General features: G+C 67.6%; 16 protein-coding genes and 2 pseudogenes. 12 read left to right on the top strand and 6 right to left on the bottom strand.

Features of this window, described 5'->3' with window-relative positions; all coding sequences use genetic code 11:
* Window positions 1-98 precede the first annotated feature (98 nt).
* Window positions 99-1,037 (top strand): ribose-phosphate pyrophosphokinase, encoded by a 939-nt coding sequence (locus tag WD271_15850; protein ID MEX1009295.1) that lies wholly within the window; start codon window positions 99-101, stop codon window positions 1,035-1,037.
* Between the two features lie 32 nt (window positions 1,038-1,069).
* Here WD271_15850 and WD271_15855 read toward each other — a convergent pair whose 3' ends face one another.
* The gene (locus tag WD271_15855; protein ID MEX1009296.1) at window positions 1,070-1,309 is read right to left on the bottom strand and encodes a hypothetical protein; all 240 of its coding nucleotides are present in this window, start codon (window positions 1,307-1,309) and stop codon (window positions 1,070-1,072) included.
* Between the two features lie 148 nt (window positions 1,310-1,457).
* Between WD271_15855 and WD271_15860 the strand changes: the two are divergent.
* Window positions 1,458-3,236: pseudogene (locus WD271_15860) on the top strand (adenosylcobalamin-dependent ribonucleoside-diphosphate reductase).
* Window positions 3,237-3,291: 55 nt separating this feature from the next.
* Here WD271_15860 and WD271_15865 read toward each other — a convergent pair.
* Window positions 3,292-3,420, bottom strand: a pseudogene (locus WD271_15865) (adenosine-specific kinase).
* Window positions 3,421-3,525: 105 nt separating this feature from the next.
* On the opposite strand from WD271_15865, the gene WD271_15870 reads away from it, so the two are divergent.
* From WD271_15870 to WD271_15900, 7 genes are all read left to right on the top strand, one after another.
* Entirely contained in the window at window positions 3,526-3,954 is a 429-nt protein-coding gene (locus tag WD271_15870) for a CBS domain-containing protein (GenBank protein MEX1009297.1), read from the top strand.
* Window positions 3,955-3,979: 25 nt separating this feature from the next.
* On the top strand, window positions 3,980-5,335 hold the full coding sequence (locus WD271_15875) for a phosphoribosyltransferase (protein ID MEX1009298.1): 1,356 nt from the start codon (window positions 3,980-3,982) through the stop codon (window positions 5,333-5,335).
* Window positions 5,332-5,643: a hypothetical protein gene (locus WD271_15880; GenBank protein ID MEX1009299.1), complete on the top strand. Its 312-nt coding sequence runs from the start codon at window positions 5,332-5,334 to the stop codon at window positions 5,641-5,643. The genes WD271_15875 and WD271_15880 overlap by 4 nt, the downstream gene beginning before the upstream one ends.
* Before the next feature lie 26 nt (window positions 5,644-5,669).
* On the top strand, window positions 5,670-6,650 hold the full coding sequence (locus WD271_15885) for a CapA family protein (GenBank protein ID MEX1009300.1): 981 nt from the start codon (window positions 5,670-5,672) through the stop codon (window positions 6,648-6,650).
* A gap of 200 nt (window positions 6,651-6,850) precedes the next feature.
* Window positions 6,851-7,291, top strand: a complete 441-nt coding sequence (locus tag WD271_15890; GenBank protein ID MEX1009301.1) for a universal stress protein — start codon at window positions 6,851-6,853, stop codon at window positions 7,289-7,291.
* Window positions 7,292-7,300: 9 nt separating this feature from the next.
* Window positions 7,301-7,486: a universal stress protein gene (locus tag WD271_15895; GenBank protein ID MEX1009302.1), complete on the top strand. Its 186-nt coding sequence runs from the start codon at window positions 7,301-7,303 to the stop codon at window positions 7,484-7,486.
* 12 nt (window positions 7,487-7,498) lie between these two features.
* Window positions 7,499-10,201, top strand: a complete 2,703-nt coding sequence (locus WD271_15900) for a cation-transporting P-type ATPase (protein MEX1009303.1) — start codon at window positions 7,499-7,501, stop codon at window positions 10,199-10,201.
* On the opposite strand, the gene WD271_15905 is transcribed toward WD271_15900, so the two are convergent.
* Window positions 10,124-11,065 (bottom strand): cation-transporting P-type ATPase, encoded by a 942-nt coding sequence (locus WD271_15905; GenBank protein MEX1009304.1) that lies wholly within the window; start codon window positions 11,063-11,065, stop codon window positions 10,124-10,126. The genes WD271_15900 and WD271_15905 overlap by 78 nt on opposite strands.
* A gap of 459 nt (window positions 11,066-11,524) precedes the next feature.
* Between WD271_15905 and WD271_15910 the strand changes: the two genes are divergently transcribed.
* Window positions 11,525-12,100 carry a nucleoside monophosphate kinase gene (locus WD271_15910; GenBank protein ID MEX1009305.1) on the top strand — a complete coding sequence of 192 codons (576 nt, stop codon included), beginning with the start codon at window positions 11,525-11,527 and terminating at the stop codon, window positions 12,098-12,100.
* Between the two features lie 184 nt (window positions 12,101-12,284).
* On the opposite strand, the gene WD271_15915 is transcribed toward WD271_15910, so the two are convergent.
* A complete protein-coding gene (locus WD271_15915) occupies window positions 12,285-13,712 on the bottom strand; it encodes an RtcB family protein (GenBank protein MEX1009306.1) in 1,428 nt (475 codons plus the stop codon).
* A gap of 90 nt (window positions 13,713-13,802) precedes the next feature.
* Window positions 13,803-14,237 carry an archease gene (locus WD271_15920; protein ID MEX1009307.1) on the bottom strand — a complete coding sequence of 145 codons (435 nt, stop codon included), beginning with the start codon at window positions 14,235-14,237 and terminating at the stop codon, window positions 13,803-13,805.
* 207 nt (window positions 14,238-14,444) lie between these two features.
* Between WD271_15920 and WD271_15925 the strand changes: the two genes are divergently transcribed.
* Together WD271_15925 and WD271_15930 are read left to right on the top strand one after the other, a co-directional pair.
* A complete protein-coding gene (locus WD271_15925) occupies window positions 14,445-14,873 on the top strand; it encodes a CBS domain-containing protein (GenBank protein MEX1009308.1) in 429 nt (142 codons plus the stop codon).
* A gap of 2 nt (window positions 14,874-14,875) precedes the next feature.
* Entirely contained in the window at window positions 14,876-15,277 is a 402-nt protein-coding gene (locus tag WD271_15930) for a CBS domain-containing protein (protein ID MEX1009309.1), read from the top strand.
* 34 nt (window positions 15,278-15,311) lie between these two features.
* On the opposite strand, the gene WD271_15935 is transcribed toward WD271_15930, so the two are convergent.
* A complete protein-coding gene (locus WD271_15935; GenBank protein MEX1009310.1) occupies window positions 15,312-15,713 on the bottom strand; it encodes a hypothetical protein in 402 nt (133 codons plus the stop codon).
* Window positions 15,714-16,009: the final 296 nt, after the last annotated feature.

Here is a 16,009-nt window from a genome sequence, read left to right on the forward strand (position 1 = left end):
GATGACGCTGCTACTTCCCCCCAGCAGCGGGATACTCGGCCCAGCCGCCGACACCGCGGCCGTCATCGACGGCGGCGAGCCCGAGCACGGAGGACGCGATGGACCTCACGTTGGTGCCTGGAAGTGCGATTCCGAGACTCGGGGCGGCCATTGCCGCGGTGCTCGAGGCGGACGTTGCCGAGACGATCATCGAGCGCTTTCCCGACGGTGAATGCCATGTTGCGGTGCGTCACCCGATCCGCGGCGACGACGTCTACGTCGTTCAATCCACTGGTCCGCCCGTGGACGAGCACCTTGTGGAGCTCCTCATGCTCGTGGACGCGTGCTGGCGAGGCGGTGCCGGGCGGATCACTCTCGTCATCCCGTACTTCGGCTACGCACGCCAGGATCGCCGCCGCGCAACCGGGGAGCCCGTGGCAGCGCGGGTCGTCGCCGATCTGATCGGGGCCGTTCGGGCCGACCGAGTGCTCACCGTCGACCCCCACACGGCCGGCCTCGAAGCCCTCTTCGGGATTCCGGTCGAAGCAGTGAGCGCCGCTCCCCTACTGGCGTCAGGGCTCGCGACGCTCCTTCCTCTTGATGCCGTCGTCGTCGCCCCAGACCTCGGCGCAGTCAAGCTCGCCGAGCGGTACGCCGCCCTGCTCGGTCGTCCGACGGTCATTGTCCGGAAGCGCCGCCTCTCGGGAAGCACGGTCCGCGTCGAGGAAGTCGTCGGTGACGTCGCGGGCCGCACTCCCGTGATTGTCGACGACATGATCACCACCGGTGCCACGATCTGCGCGGCAGCGCAGGCGGTGCGCGACCAGGGCGCTCATCCATCGCTCCTGGTGGCGGCGACGCACGGGGTGCTCGTGGGGCCGGCAGTCCAGCGCCTACGCGACCTGCCGGTCGAACATCTCGTGGTGACCGACAGCTTGCCGTTGGCCGCGGACCTCCCGTTGCCGATCGACATCGTGAGCATCGATCGACTACTCGCGGATGCGATCACCCGACTTCACAACGACAAGCCGCTCGACGATCTCGTGCCATACGCGTGAGCCCGTCGATCCCGCGCTTGCACGCGTCACTGTCAGGCTTCGACGCGATCACGGGCGCCACTCACGCCGCTCGCAGCAGCGCAGCTCGCGCAGCAGAACATCCGGTTGTTCGCTTCGACTCCGTGGCCGATGATGCGACACCCGCAGTGCGCGCACAAGGGCGCGAGCGCGTGGACGGCGCACTCGAAGCTGTCGAACACGTGGCGCTCGCTTGCCAGGATCACCTCGAAGCTCTTGTCGTAGTCGTTGTGGCAGACCTCGCACTGTGCCATGGAATCACGCTCCTTCGTGCTGTGACGCACGGGTCGTGCTTCGTATCGTGTGACCAATCGTGCGGACGCCGCCAGGGTCGATGGTCCCAACGTCCTGACCCTCTCGACGAGAGACCGGCCGGTGAGACAAGACATGGATGATTCGAGCGTGCGCGATGAGCTGGGGCTGACGGCCGGCGCGCGCACGGTCCTGAGCGAGCGGTATCTGCGCCGTGACGAACGCGGCCGGATCATCGAGTCGACCGGTGAGATGATGGATCGGGTTGCTCGGCACGTCGCCGCTGCCGAAGACCAGCACCGCCCGGGTTCGTCGGGTCGCTGGGCCGAGGAGTTCGCTCGGAGCTTGCGGAGCCTCGAATTCCTCCCGAACTCGCCGACCCTGATGAACGCGGGGACGGGCATCGGTCTCCTGTCGGCGTGCTTCGTGTTGCCGCTCGAGGACTCACTCGAGTCGATCTTCGGGACGCTGGCTGACACCGCCTTGTTGCATCAGGCGGGAGCAGGGACGGGATTCTCGTTCTCGCGGCTGCGCCCCGCCGGCGACGTCGTGACGACCACGCACGGAGTGTCGAGCGGACCGGTGCCGTTCATCCGCGTCTTCGACGTCGCCACCGAGGTCATCCGCATGAGTGGACGACGGCGCGGCGCGAACATGGCCGTGCTCGACGTCAGCCACCCCGACATCTTCGACTTCGTCACCGCGAAGTCCACGCCCGGGGTGCTGTCACATTTCAACCTGTCGGTAGGGGTCACCGCGAGATTCCTCTCGGCCGTGAGAGCTGACCGCACCCACCGCCTCGTAAACCCGAGAACGGGTCGAACCGTCGCGCACGTGTCCGCACGGGAGCTCTTCGACCGCATCGCCGAGGAGGCGTGGCGCACCGGCGAACCAGGGTTGTTGTTCCTCGACCGGATCAACCGGGCGAACCCCGTGCCGTCGATGGGGCGACTCGAAGCGACGAACCCGTGCGGCGAGGTCCCGCTCCTGCCGGGCGAGTCGTGCAACCTCGCATCCGTGAATCTTGCGCGCCTTGTCAGCGAACGTGGAGTGGACTGGGAACGCTTGCGTGCCGTCGTCGGGTTGGCAGTGCGCTTCCTCGACGACGTCATCGAGGTGAACGACTACCCGACGCCTGTGCTCGCAGACCGCGCCCGGCAAACCCGCAAGGTCGGCTTGGGCGTGATGGGGCTCGCTGAGCTGCTGGCCGCGCTCGGCATCCCCTACGACAGCGACGAGGCGCCGCGTGTCGCCGCCCGGGTTGCTCGTGAGATCCGCGCCGCCGCGCGATCCGCCTCCGCGATGCTGGCGACCGAGCGAGGGCCGTTTCCTCGCTTCGCGGAGAGCGTGTTCGCGGATGGTGTCCCACTGCGCAATGCCCAGCTCACCGCGATCGCACCGACCGGCACGATCTCGCTCATCGCGGGCACGACCGCGGGCATCGAGCCGTTCTTCGCGATCTCATATGTCCGCAACGTCCTCGGGCATCATCTTGTCGAGACCAACCCCCTCTTCGAACGAGTCGCTCGCGACCGCGGCTTCTCCTCCGACGAGCTGGTCACGAGCATCGAACGCACCGGCCGCGTGCGACAGCAACCCCGCGTCCCGCATGACGTCCAACAGGTCTTCGGCACCGCGCTCGACATCGCGCCTGGTTGGCATCTCCGCATGCAGGCTGCCATGCAACGCCACGTCGACGCGTCGGTCTCGAAGACCGTCAACCTTCCCTCCGACGCCACCGTCGACGCGGTCCGTGCCCTGTTCCTCGACGCGTGGCGGCTCGGCACAAAGGGAATCACCGTCTACCGGTACGGCAGCCGCCCCGATCAGGTGTTGACCTACACCGAAGGCGCCGACGGGACTCCCGGACCTGTCAGCGTGGACCTCGCCTTCACCGGCGGATGCACCGGATATCACTGCGAGTTCTGACCGGCGGCGCATCAGAGCTTGTAGCCGATGCGGCGGAGCAGCTCGTGGCGCTGACGAAGCGAAGCTGGGGCGACGCCCCGGCCAGTACCTCGTCGAGATCCTCGAGGGTCTTGATGAAATGCGACTGCCCGAGGATCACGTTGAGCCCTTCGGGCTTGTCGATCGTCACGGAATGGATGTCCACTTCGGATTCCTTTCTTATGGTTCGAGGGCACATGGGACTTCCGTCCCTGGCCGAGACCCGTTCACGGGTGCACACTCGGAGTCAGGTGGCGAGGAGGACGGACGAATGCGTGAGCTCGTGAGGTCGCGTGTGGTGTCGTGCCGGTGGAGCGCAAGCCTCGAGGCCGTGTGCAAGCTCATGGCCGAGGAGAACGTCGGTTGTGCCGTCGTGCTCGACAGTCACGGAAAGCTCTGTGGCATCGTCACCGATCGCGACCTCGTTGTCCACGGCTTCGCCAAGGGACACAGTCCCGACACAGTGGTCGAAGCCGTGATGACGCGTGACGTGGAGTGGGCATCCGAGGACGTCGACGTGTTCGAAGCAGCGACGCGCATGGCCGAGCACGGTTTCCGCCGCCTTCCGCTGCTCGATGCGCACGGCCTCGTCACCGGGATCCTCACGCTCGATGACCTACTGACCCTGTTTACGCGCCAGCTCGACAAGGTCGCGCGCACCGCGGGTTCGGAAACCCGCGGACCGATCGGCCCCATATGAGCTCGGTCTGCACCGGAGGTGCTCGATGAGACTGTTTCGAGATCGCGTAGAGGCGGGGCAGCGGCTCGCAGCTCGGCTCGCACCGCTCGCGGAGGAGCATCCGGTGGTACTCGGGTTGCCGCGCGGTGGTGTGCCGGTTGCCTATGAGGTGGCTCGCGCCCTCGACGCCCCGCTCGATGTGATCGTGGTACGCAAGCTCGGGGTCCCGTTCCAGCCCGAGCTCGGGATGGGCGCGGTCGGCGAGGACGGCGTGCGGGTACTGAACGAGGATGTGTTGCGCATCGCCGGCGTGGGACCCGAGGAATTGGCGCGAGTGGAGACGCGTGAGCGAGCAGAGGTTGAAGCGCGCGCGCGACGGTTCCGTGGCGGCCGCCCACGAATCGACCTCACGGATCGGACGGTCATCGTGGTGGACGACGGCATCGCCACCGGCGGCACGGCGCGCGCCGCGCTGCAAGTTGCCCGCGGGCACGGCGCGAAGCGCGTGGTACTCGCGGTGCCGGTCGCCCCACCCGACACACTCGAGGAGCTCCGCTCGCACGCGGACGAAGTCGTGTGCTTGGAGAGTCCCACTCTGTTCTTCGCAATCGGTGAGTGGTACGGAGACTTCTCCCAGGTCCCGGACGAGCACGTGATCTCCCTGCTCGCCGAGGCGGCCGAGATCCCGGTAGCGGATGCCACGACCGCGAGCGGTGTCGCGGACCCGCCGGAGCACCCGCGCGACGAGGAGGTGAGCTTCCGTGTGGACGACGCAGTGCTTGCGGGGCATCTCACCATGCCAGCCGGTGCAGTCGGTCTGGTCCTGTTCGCGCACGGCAGCGGCAGCAGCCGCCACAGCCCTCGCAATCAATTCGTCGCCCGGGCGCTGAACGATGCGCGTGTCGGCACGCTGCTCTTCGATCTGCTCTCTCCGCACGAGGAACTGACACGCGCCAACGTGTTCGACGTCGAGCTGCTCGCCGATCGGCTCATCGGCGCGACTCACTGGGCCGCAACCGAGGTCGACGCCCTACCGATCGGGTACTTCGGCGCCAGCACCGGGGCGGCCGCCGCGCTCTGGGCGGCCGCCGAACCGGGATCGACCATCGCGGCGGTCGTTTCACGAGGTGGACGGCCCGACCTCGCGATCCCGCGACTCGGCGACGTACGCGCACCCACCCTGCTCATTGTGGGCGGTCACGACGACGTCGTCATCGAGTTGAACCGCGAGGCCGCGAGGCACCTGCGCTGCGAGCATCGACTCGAAATCGTGCCGCGCGCGACACATCTCTTCGAGGAACCCGGCACCCTCGAGACCGTCGCCACGCTCGCCGCAGACTGGTTCACGCGTCACCTCGCGCCGTTGGATTCGTCCCACGCATCGAAGCTCGGCACGCCATGACAACGCAGCCCTTCGACCCACGCTTCGGCGAAGCGGAAGCCGCCGACGAGAAGCTCCACACGGAGTTCGAAGCCGAAGAGAACTTCGAAGAGGCGGAGGAGATGCTCGCCACCGAGACCTCGGAGCAGCTCCCGTTGACCGAAGCGGCGCTGGAGATCATCGACGCCGAGGAGGGCGAAACCGAAGCATTCGCTACAGCCGCCGTGGGCACGGACCGCGACGCCGAGCTCGAGGAGCTCGTCGGCAAAGCAGACGTCGAGCCCAGCCTCGACGAGATACTTCGCCTGAGGACCCGAGGCGAGGGCTGATCGGGCCCGGGCGGAGTACGCGAGCTGTGGTCATCCTCGGTTTGGCCGGCGACACGATGCTCGGGCGGCTGGTGGGAGAGCGGCTCGCAGCCGACGGGCCCCGGTCGCTCGTCGCACCCGAGGTCGTCGCGGTCGCGCACGAAGCAGACCTCTTCCTCCTGAACCTCGAATGCTGCATCTCCGATCGTGGCGAACCATGGCCTGCGCCCGGCAAGCCATTCTTCTTTCGCGCACCGCCGGCCGCCGTCGAGGTGCTCGACCTCCTGGGTGTCGACTGCGTCACGCTCGCCAACAACCATGCCCTCGATTTCGGCCCCGCTGCGCTGCTCGACACGTTCACACATCTCGCGCGCGCGGGCATCGCCTGGGTGGGCGCCGGGCCCGATGTAGCCCGCGCCCACGCACCGGTATCAGTCGACGCCTGCGGGTACCGACTCATCGTTGTCGCCGCCACCGACCACCCCGCGGACTTCGCCGCCGATGTCGAGCGGCCCGGCGTTGCCTGGGTCGACCTTCGACACCGTGCCCCCGCCTGGCTGCTCGACACCGTCAGGAGCGCGGCAAGCGACATCGCCGCCTCGTCGATCCCGGGCGGGGTGCTCGTGACACCGCACTGGGGCCCGAACATGGTCGCCGATCCGGTACCGCACGTCCGGCGTGCCGCACGCGCGCTACGCGACGCGGGAGCGACGCTCGTCGCAGGACATTCCGCGCACGTGTTCCAAGGCGTCGACGGGACGGTGTTGTACGACCTGGGTGACTTCCTCGACGACTACGCAACCAACCCGCTGCTGCGCAATGATCTCGGACTGCTCTTTCTCGTCGAACTCGACCAGCTCGGGCCGAAGCGTCTCCACGCCGTTCCTCTCGCGCTCGACTTCTGCCGTACCCGCCTCGCGTCGGGCGACGACGCCGCGTGGATCGCTGACCGTTTCCGACGCGCGTGCAGTGCGTTCGGCACCGCTGTGCACATCGACGAGGATCGTCTCGTCATCAACTGGCGCTGACACCCAACTCGGTGACGATGGCTCGCCACGTCAGCACCTCCAAGCAGGTTGCTGTCCACGGTCCCGGGGGTGCTCGTTTCGGCAACCGCCGGCTGGATATCTCCGGTAGGCCGCGGGCGGAGCTTTGTGGGTACATGCGAGAAGACACGCGGGGACCTTCGGCTCTGCCGGGTCGGGCAACCCTGCGAAATACTTGAGCCATGTCCGCTACACAGGCGCTTCTTGTCGTTATGGCGGTCTGGGCGCTGATCGGTCTCGTGGCCGCGGTGGTGATGCGGCGTCGAGGCCACCATCTGTTCGCGTGGGGTGCTCTCGGGGCTCTGCTGGGGCCGCTGGTCATCCCGTTGGCGATCTCGTCGGTTCGGTCCGATGCACCTTCGGAGCGCGTGATCGAGGCGGGCGACCGAGGTGCCGGGCCAATCGACGTGCTGATCGCGGTCGACGGGTCGCCGGAAGCGACTGCGGCGATGTACTCGGCGGTCGAGCTGTTCGCAGAGCGCCTCGGGCGGGTCGCGCTGGCTGCGGTGCTCGACTACGACACGTTCGGGTCCACGGTGCGCTGGGATGAGCGAGACGAGGCGTTACGTGAGCTCGAGCGTGACGGCGTCGAGATCTCGCGCCGGTGTGGACGGCGACCCTAGACTGTCCTGTTGGGGGGCGTGCCGGCCGAGGCATTGCAGCGATACGCGCTCGAGCACGAGTTCGACGTCCTCATCGCCGGACGCCGTGGTCACGGAGCAAGCCGAGCGCTACTCGGCAGCGTTGCGAGCCGGCTGGCGCGAGAGTCGCGCTTGCCCGTGCTGCTCGCCGGGCCCGCGTTACCGGAAGCCGCCTGAGGAGCTGATCCCATGGTCGGGATCACCTTGCAGAACACGCATCATGGTCTGGCGACCCACGAGGTCGTGCTGCTGCTCGAGACGGACGCCCAGCGCGGGTTGAGCGACCACGACGCCGAGCGGCGGCTGCAACGGTTCGGACCCAACCTCCTGCCGCAGGCGAAGACGTCCGGGCCGCTGGTTCGGTTCGCCCGGCAGTTCAACCATCCGCTCATCTACGTGCTGCTCGGCGCCGGGATAGTGACGCTGGCCCTGGGCGAGCTGGTGGATGCGTCCGTCATCTTCGGCGTGGTTCTGATGAACGCGGCCGTCGGGTTCGTCCAGGAATCGAGAGCCGAAGCCGCACTGGATGCGTTGCGAGCGATGGTGCAGACCAGCGCGAAGGTGCGACGTGATGGCCGCGTGAGGAGCCTGCCATCGGAGCAGCTGGTGCCGGGTGATCTGGTGCTCATCGAGGCGGGCGACAAGGTCCCCGCGGACCTGCGGCTTCTGGCGATCGGCGAGCTCCAGGTCGACGAGTCGGCGTTGACGGGCGAGTCGGTGCCGGTCGTCAAAGACGAGGTGGTGCTACCGGCCGCGACGCCGGTCGCGGATCGGCGGAACATGGTGTACTCGGGGACACTCGTCACGCACGGCTCGGGCACAGGAGCGGTGGTAGCGACGGGCGCGGAGACCGAGCTCGGTGAGATCCATCGCCTTGTGGGCACCGCGGACACCTTGGCGACGCCGCTGACACGCAAGCTGACGTGGTTCAGCAAGGTGCTCACTGTGGCGATCCTCGTGTTGGCCGGGGTCACGTTCGGAGTCGGTGTGCTCCGGGGCGAGCGCGCGAGCGAGATGTTCACGGCCGCGGTCGCGTTGGCGGTCGGCGCGATCCCCGAGGGGCTTCCGGCCGCGGTCACGATCACGCTCGCCATCGGCGTGAGCCGCATGGCCCGGCGTCGAGCGGTGGTCCGCAGGCTCCCCGCGGTGGAGACCCTGGGCAGCACGACCGTGGTCTGCTCCGACAAGACCGGCACCCTGACCGAGAACCAGATGACGGTGCGGGCCGTGTGGACCCCCGATGACTCCTTCGAGGTGACCGGATCGGGATACGCCGCCGAAGGCGGCGTGCTCCATCACGGTCGACCGGCGACGGTGGACGCCGACGGCGCGCTGCGCTGGACGCTACTCGCCGGCGCGATCTGCAACGACGCCCGGCTGGACCCTTCCGATGGAACGTGGCGGGTCATCGGCGACCCGACCGAGGGAGCCATGCTGGTCGTCGCCGCGAAGGCGGGCCTGGACCGAGACTCGGTTCGCGCTTCGCTCCCGAGGGTGGCGGCCAACCCGTTCAGCTCGGACCGCCAGTACATGGCGACGCTGCACCAACCCGCGGACGGCAGCTCGTCGGTCATCTTGGTGAAGGGCGCTGTCGAGCGCGTGCTCGAGCTGTGCGAATTCGAGATGGCGGCGGACGGACACGCGCGGACACTCGACGCCGACCGCGTCGCGCGCGCTGCCGACGAGCTCGCTCAGCAGGGACTCCGCGTGCTCGCCACGGCCGCGGGCCAGACCGACCACCCCGTGGTCTTCGAGCACGGATCGTTCGCCGGCACGCTCGTGTTCACCGGGTTGCAGGCGATGCTCGATCCCCCCCGACCCGCCGCGATTGCCGCGGTCCGTTCGTGTCACAGCGCCGGCATCGACGTGAAGATGATCACCGGCGACCATGCGGTCACCGCCACCGCCATCGCGACCCAGCTGGGTCTGCTCGACGACCGACGTCGAGACGGCGACGTGCTCATCGGTGCCGAGCTCGCCGCGCTCTCCTCCGAGGCCTACCCCGAGGCAGTCGAGCGCGCGTCTGTGTTCGCCCGGGTCTCGCCCGAGCAAAAGCTCCGCCTCGTCGAAGGGCTCCAAGCCCGCGGCCACGTCGTGGCCATGACCGGAGACGGTGTCAACGACGCACCCGCGCTGCAACAGGCCGACATCGGCATCGCCATGGGGCGTGGTGGCACCGAGGTCGCGAAGGAAGCCGCGGACATGGTGCTCACCGACGACGACTTCGCAACGATCGAAGCAGCCGTCGAAGAGGGCCGGGGTGTGTTCGACAACCTCACGAAGTTCATCGTGTGGACCCTGCCCACCAACATGGCCGAAGGTCTCGTGATCCTCGTCGCCATCGTGCTCGGCACTGCGCTGCCGATCCTGCCCGTACAGATCCTGTGGATCAACATGACCACCGCGATCGCGCTCGGTCTCATGCTTGCATTCGAGCCCAAGGAAGAGGGGATCATGCTGCGGCCGCCACGCGAACCGCACAAGCCTCTGCTCACGGGTGGGCTCGTCGTCCGGATCCTGCTCGTGTCCGCGCTCCTCGTCGGTGGTGCCTGGTGGCTCTACGAGTGGGAGCGGGCCAACGGCGCGCCGATCGCGGAGGCGCGGACCGCGGCGCTCAACCTCTTCGTCGCGGTCGAGGCGTTCTACCTCTTCAGCTGCCGGTCGCTCACCGTGTCGATGTGGCGTGTCGGCGTGTTCTCGAACCGATGGATCATCGGTGGAATCGCACTCCAGGCGATCGGTCAGCTCGCCATCACCTACCTGCCGGTCATGAACGAAGCATTCCAGACCGCACCCATCGCTGGCAGCGTATGGCTACGGATCTTCGCGCTCGCCACCGCCGCCAGCCTCGTGGTTGCGATCGACAAGCGCGCCCGGCGCGCGGCGCTCTGAGGGACGGCGGTCCCTGTGCGGGGCGCACGCGGTCGAGTGAGCCCCGATCGCGCTGGCAACCGATTGGCAACGGAGCTGGCCGCCACACACGGGCAGCGTGGATCGATCCAGCGAACTCCAGCGCTGTCCTGACCAGTACGCCTTCACCCGGACGCGATCACAAGACCCGGAAGCGTGGTGGGAAATTGCGCGGGTTAGCGCGGGAAGCGTGGTTCGGTGGGAGCCGACGGGCTCACGGCAGCCAACGTCCGCTGAGCTTTTTCGGTAACCCATGTTGTGCTGGGCCGCGAGAGCGCCCGGACTCACGTGCGGGAGGCTTGCCGCGAGCTTGGCGACGGGTTCGGACTCTCCCGTCATCGCGGCCTCGTTCACCTGCAACCCACGCACATCGGCAAGCCGGACATCGGCCGGGATCACGTCCCCGGTGATGAGCTCCACGACGTCGCCCGGCACCAGCTCCGTCGTCGCCTGGTCGCGGAGCGCGCCGTCGCGCAGTGTGCGCGAGGTGTCGGTGCTGATCCGCGCCAGCGCGGCGGTTGCGAGCTCAGCTCGGTGCTCCTGCAGGTAACCGATGACCGCATTGAGCACCACGATCACCGCGATGACGAGCGTGCCGGTCCAGTCTCCGATCGCGAGCGTCACCACCCCTGCCCCAATGAGCACCATGGTCATCGGGTTGGCGAGCTGGTGAGCAAAGAGTTGCCGTCGCGATCGGCGCGAGGGCTCGACCAGCTCGTTGCGACCGGAGGCCTCGAGTCTCCGTCCAGCTTCCGCCTGGGTGAGCCCACGCGCGAGATCCGTCCCGAGGGCGCGGGCGACCTCCTCGGTGTCGAGCTGCCAGGGATGGCAAGGAGGTGCCGTCACCCCACTCACGGATGCCCGTTCACCGTCACGGTCAGATCACGTCGACGATCAGCGCGCCCCGCAATGCTTCCGCTGCGGGTGTGATCAAGCGTCCAGTTCGCGCGCGACGCGTTCACGCATTTCCTCTCGAACGGTGATTGCCACCGACCCCTTGAACCCGCGTCATTCTGAACCGCACCAGACACACGGCCCAGAGTCCAAGGTCCTGCGGCTCGACCGGCACGCCCGCGCGGTCGCGCAGCTCGGCCCCGGGGCACGCCCGGGCAGGGTAGGCGCACTCGTCCGGGGCCGAGCTCACAGTTGACGCTCGGAAGGCCGTCGGTATTCCCGAGTTTCTCACCCGTGCGGCCGATCGCCGCGCGCGGGACTTTCGTCTCTTGCGGAATGTGCCGGCAGCAGTCGAGAATCGGCACGCCGCAGACGTCACCAAGACGACTGGGCTTGTCGAGGGAGCATTCCTTGTCTGCTTCAGCAGGTACGGATTGGGCCTCGGACGCCGATCTCGGTCGCGCGACCCGAATCGTCATGCTGGGCCGCCAGGGATCGGGGAAGGGGACGCAATGCGAACGGCTCGCGGAGCTCTTCGGTGTGGCGCACCTGTCAACGGGTGCGTTGTTTCGCGACGCGGTTGCACGGGACACGAAGCTCGGGCGCTCGGTGAAGACTCTCATGGAGGCGGGCGACCTCGTAACCGACGAACTCGTCCTTCGGGTGGTGGCGGAACGGCTGGCTCGCGCCGACGTTCGAACGCACGGCTTTGTCCTCGACGGCTTTCCGCGCACCGTCGAGCAGGCAGAAGCACTGGCGCTCCTGCTGGGATCACAGATCGACATCGCGATCAACCTCGCCGTGAATCCCCGCGTGGTGCTGGAACGACTGCTGCGGCGGCGCGTGTGTGGCGATTGTGGTCGGGCAGTGCAGGAGCCGGGCGGCAGCGACCCGGCGCGCTGTCCGGATTGTGGGGGTCCTTTGGTCCGACGCGACGACGACACGCGACCGGCGATCGCGCGACGCCTTGCGCTCTTCGAGCAGTAGACCAAGCCGATTCTGGCGTGGTACGCAAGCCACGGAGTGCTGGCCACGGTCGACGGGCACGGATCGCCGGACGAGGTCGCCGGCCGCGTCGACCGAGCGTGCACGGCGTGGCGACCCGCAGGTGAAGACGCCGGGATCACCACGAACACCGCCAGCTGAACCAGCGAGAGACGCGCTGGAGCTCTCAGGCCTTGACGACCCCCACCGGGCGCAGGCGCGCCACACGACGGGCAAGGCCGGCGCGTTCACACGTGAGCACGACCTCGTCGACGTTCTTGTAGGAGAACGGCGCTTCCTCGGCCAATGCCCGTGGGGAGTGGGAACGAACCGAGATCCCGGCCGCTTCGAGCTCGGCGGCGAGCGCCGCGCCACGAACCTGCTTCCGCGCCGCGGTTCGGCTCATCCTCCGGCCCGCACCATGACAGGTCGAGTGGAACGCTCCACCGCCCGCGACACCTGCGAGCACATATGACGCCGTGCCCATCGAGCCGGGGATCAACACCGGTTGCCCGGTCTCTCTCAGGTCGGGCGGCAGGTCAGAATGCCCGGGCGGGAGCGCGCGGGTGGCTCCCCTGCGATGCACGCACAAGAGGCGACGCTCACCCGAGACCTCGTGCCATTCGAGCTTGGCGAGATTGTGCGACACGTCATAGAGGAGCTCGAGATCGGCACCTTGGACGGCGCGCTGGAACGCGCGCCTGGTCGCCTCGGTGAGGAGCTGGCGGTTCGCGCGCCCGTAGTTCGCGGCTGCTGCCATCGCACCGAGATACGCGCGCCCGTCGGGCGAACGGACAGGCGCGCAGGCGAGCTGCCGATCGGGGACGTCGATCCCGTAGGCGCCCATGCGCGGCAGCATCGCTCGTACTTGATCCGAGCAGATCTGGTGGCCGAGCCCCCGCGAACCCGAGTGGATCATCACACATACCAGTCCCGGTCGTAGACCGAATGCCTCGGCAAGCGCGGCGTCGAAGATCGCATCGACGGTTTGCACCTCCAGAAAGTGGTTCCCCGCGCCGAGGCTGCCGACCTGACCGAAGCCGCGCGCCAACGCCCGCTCGCCGACGTCATCGGGTGCCGCATCTGCGAGCGCGCCGCCGTCTTCGCATCGTTCGAGGTCACGAGCGACTCCATAGCCACGCATCACCGCGTACCGGGCGCCTTCGACGAGTAGCTCGCGGAGCTCGTCCTCACTCGCGAGATGCCACACCGCTCCCGGGCCCAACCCCCTGGGCACATGCTGGTCGAGCTCGTCCATGAGCCGGCCGAGATCGGGAGCGAGCTCATCGTGGTGCACACCCGAGACGAGCAGCCGCACACCGCACGAGATGTCGAAGCCGACACCGCCGGGAGACACCACACCCTCACGTTCGACGTCGGTTGCCGCGACTCCCCCGATCGGGAACCCGTACCCCCAGTGCACGTCCGGCATCGCGTAGGACGCCTCGACGATCCCGGGAAGGGTGGCGACGTTGACAACTTGCTCCAGCGACCGGTCGCCGGCGACGTCGGGCAGCAGGGCCCGTGACGCGAACACGATGCCCGGCACGCGCATCGCCCCGCGTCGCTCGATCCGCCACCGCTCGGGCGTCTCTTCGACCAGCTCGACGGTCACCACCTCATTGAATCGCGACCCGGGCGAACGACCAAGGGTCGAAGGACCATCCCTGCCCCGGCATTCGGGGACGCTGCCGGCTTCGGTGGATCAGACGTCCACGAGCACATGGCAACGCCACTGTCCATTCCGCCGCTCGAACAGCAAATCGGATCGTGACACGCCCTTGGGGAGCGCTCCGATCGCTTCCACGCGCTCCGACGGGATCGTCGCGAAGAACCCTCCCACACTTCCGTCCGCATGCTCGGCGAGATCCACACCCAGGGGAACCTTGCCGAGCGCTTCGATGACGTAGATCACCTCCTCGAGCAGCAAGACGAGCACATCCTCGTCGCTGACCGCGCGGAGCGACACCGGGATGCGGTCGGTCGGCTCGATGTCTTCGATGTCCGCGAACGACTCGACCAGCCCGAGCGCCGCTTCTTCGAGACAGGCGACCCGCGTCGTCCCCCACGCTTCCAGAATCACATCGGCGACATGTGGCACGAGGCGGTGCCCTGCGCCTCTGGCCGATTGATCGCTCATGTCGCTCATGGTTCCCCACGGTTCGCCGCGCCACCAGCCGTCGCGTCGATCCCGCCGCATCGCGCGAACGGGACCTTGGACCCTGTCACACGCGCTGCGCGCGGGTACACGATCGCGGAGATCGCCTTCAACCGAGAAGCTGGCTCGAGTAGTCGGCTCCGAGATCGCCAACCCGCACCTCTCCGCGTGAGGACCGAGGTGGAAAACGTGAAGATCGAGAACGAAGCAATTCGCACATTGCTGCGGCGCGCCCCTGTAGCCGTAGATCCCCAGATGACATTGCGTGCAGTGGCCCAAATCCTCGCCGAGGAGTCGATCGGCGCAGTCGTGGTCCGGCGCGAGCGTCCACTCGGGACGCCGCACAGCTACACGATCGGTGTGGTGTCGGAACGCGACATCAGTCATGCCGTCGCCCGTGGCATGGACCCCGACACGACTCGGGCCGCGGACGTGATGACGGCAGAACTCGCAGACGCGGAGCCGGACGAAACGATCCTGCGCGTGGCCACACGCATGATGGCCAACGAGGTCCGTCATCTCCCCGTCAACGAGGGCGAGGAACTGATCGGTGTGATCTCGGAGCGAGACGTGTTGCGCGCCCTGGTGCAAGCGTTACACGACCAGAGCAAAGTGTGAGCATGGTCGGCGCGCGCGATCCAATCGGAGGCTTGGTGCGCGGCACACCGGTCTCGATCGCGGAGAAACTGACGTTGCGAGCAGTGGCCGCGGTGCTCACCGAGGAAGACATCGGTGCTGCACTCGTCGAGCGGATTGACGGGTCGCTGGGGATCATCTCGGAGCGGGACGTCACGCGAGCTCTCGCAGACGACGCCGACCCGGACCTCGTGTGGTCGGCCGACATCATGACCGAGGACCTCGTGACCGCCCGCGCGAGCGAGCCGGTCATGGGAGTGGCACTGCGCCTCATCGACGAAGGGATCCGCCACGTCGCGGTCGTAGACGACAACAGCCTCGTGGGAATCGTGTCGTCGCGAGACGTGTTCCGAGTCCTTGCGGAGGACCTGCTCGAAACGTGGTGAATGTGACACGGGAATGGACTTCTCGCGGCAGGAGCTATCTCGCCAACCGGGAGTCGGGCAACGGAAGACGGAACGGGGGATCGGCGGCCGTCGTTGCGTTCGCGAGCAAAGTTGACGTCCGCAGGTATCCGTCCCGGAAGGCAGACGGCTGGCGGTCGAGCCAATCCATCCCTCTCGACGACCCGAGCTCCAGATGCAGCACCTCTTCAGCCGCGGCTTCGACGCCGAGGTAGAACTGACGCTCGGGCGAGCTCGCTGACAACAGGGACCGTTCGGATCGCGCCTCTGCAACAAGACCACGGACTGCCACCAGAAGGATCGCCCGCTCGGAGCCGGCCATGCCGCTCAGTGGTGAGGTCATCTTCGAGCCCTCCTGTAACGGGGACGTACCACGACCGCCCGACTTGTTCGAGGCGGCGCGGATCTCGATTGTCATCTCGGAGGTAGTCCCACAGCCAGGGTCGAAGGTCACTCCCATCGAAGCGACCATCATGGACACTGCTCATCAGGCACCTTCTCCGGAGAGCGAAAGACGTGCCAGACGCGTTTTCGACCGGTGATAGGGGGTCAGTTTTCAGCCGGTGGCGACAGATCTGCCCTCCTGCCTCTACCAAGTCGTTCGACTGGTGGTCGCGTCGTTCTCGCGAGGACGCGCTCCGCGGTTCGACTCTCGCAGGGTCGAATGGCCCTGTCACGCTCGCCGTTCCCTCGCTACGTTCACCACGATGAACG

It is taken from the genome of Acidimicrobiia bacterium (assembly GCA_040880805.1).
Classification (GTDB): Bacteria; Actinomycetota; Acidimicrobiia; order IMCC26256; family DASPTH01; genus DASPTH01.

Coding starts and splice junctions, on each gene's coding strand:
- WD271_15935 (MEX1009310.1), bottom strand. CDS start 15,713: ATGACAATCGAGATCCGCGCCGCCTCGAACAAGTCGGGCGGTCGTGGT.
- WD271_15875 (MEX1009298.1), top strand. CDS start 3,980: ATGAGACTGTTTCGAGATCGCGTAGAGGCGGGGCAGCGGCTCGCAGCT.
- WD271_15930 (MEX1009309.1), top strand. CDS start 14,876: ATGGTCGGCGCGCGCGATCCAATCGGAGGCTTGGTGCGCGGCACACCG.
- WD271_15870 (MEX1009297.1), top strand. CDS start 3,526: ATGCGTGAGCTCGTGAGGTCGCGTGTGGTGTCGTGCCGGTGGAGCGCA.
- WD271_15850 (MEX1009295.1), top strand. CDS start 99: ATGGACCTCACGTTGGTGCCTGGAAGTGCGATTCCGAGACTCGGGGCG.
- WD271_15880 (MEX1009299.1), top strand. CDS start 5,332: ATGACAACGCAGCCCTTCGACCCACGCTTCGGCGAAGCGGAAGCCGCC.
- WD271_15900 (MEX1009303.1), top strand. CDS start 7,499: ATGGTCGGGATCACCTTGCAGAACACGCATCATGGTCTGGCGACCCAC.
- WD271_15855 (MEX1009296.1), bottom strand. CDS start 1,309: ATGGCACAGTGCGAGGTCTGCCACAACGACTACGACAAGAGCTTCGAG.
- WD271_15920 (MEX1009307.1), bottom strand. CDS start 14,237: ATGAGCGATCAATCGGCCAGAGGCGCAGGGCACCGCCTCGTGCCACAT.
- WD271_15890 (MEX1009301.1), top strand. CDS start 6,851: ATGTCCGCTACACAGGCGCTTCTTGTCGTTATGGCGGTCTGGGCGCTG.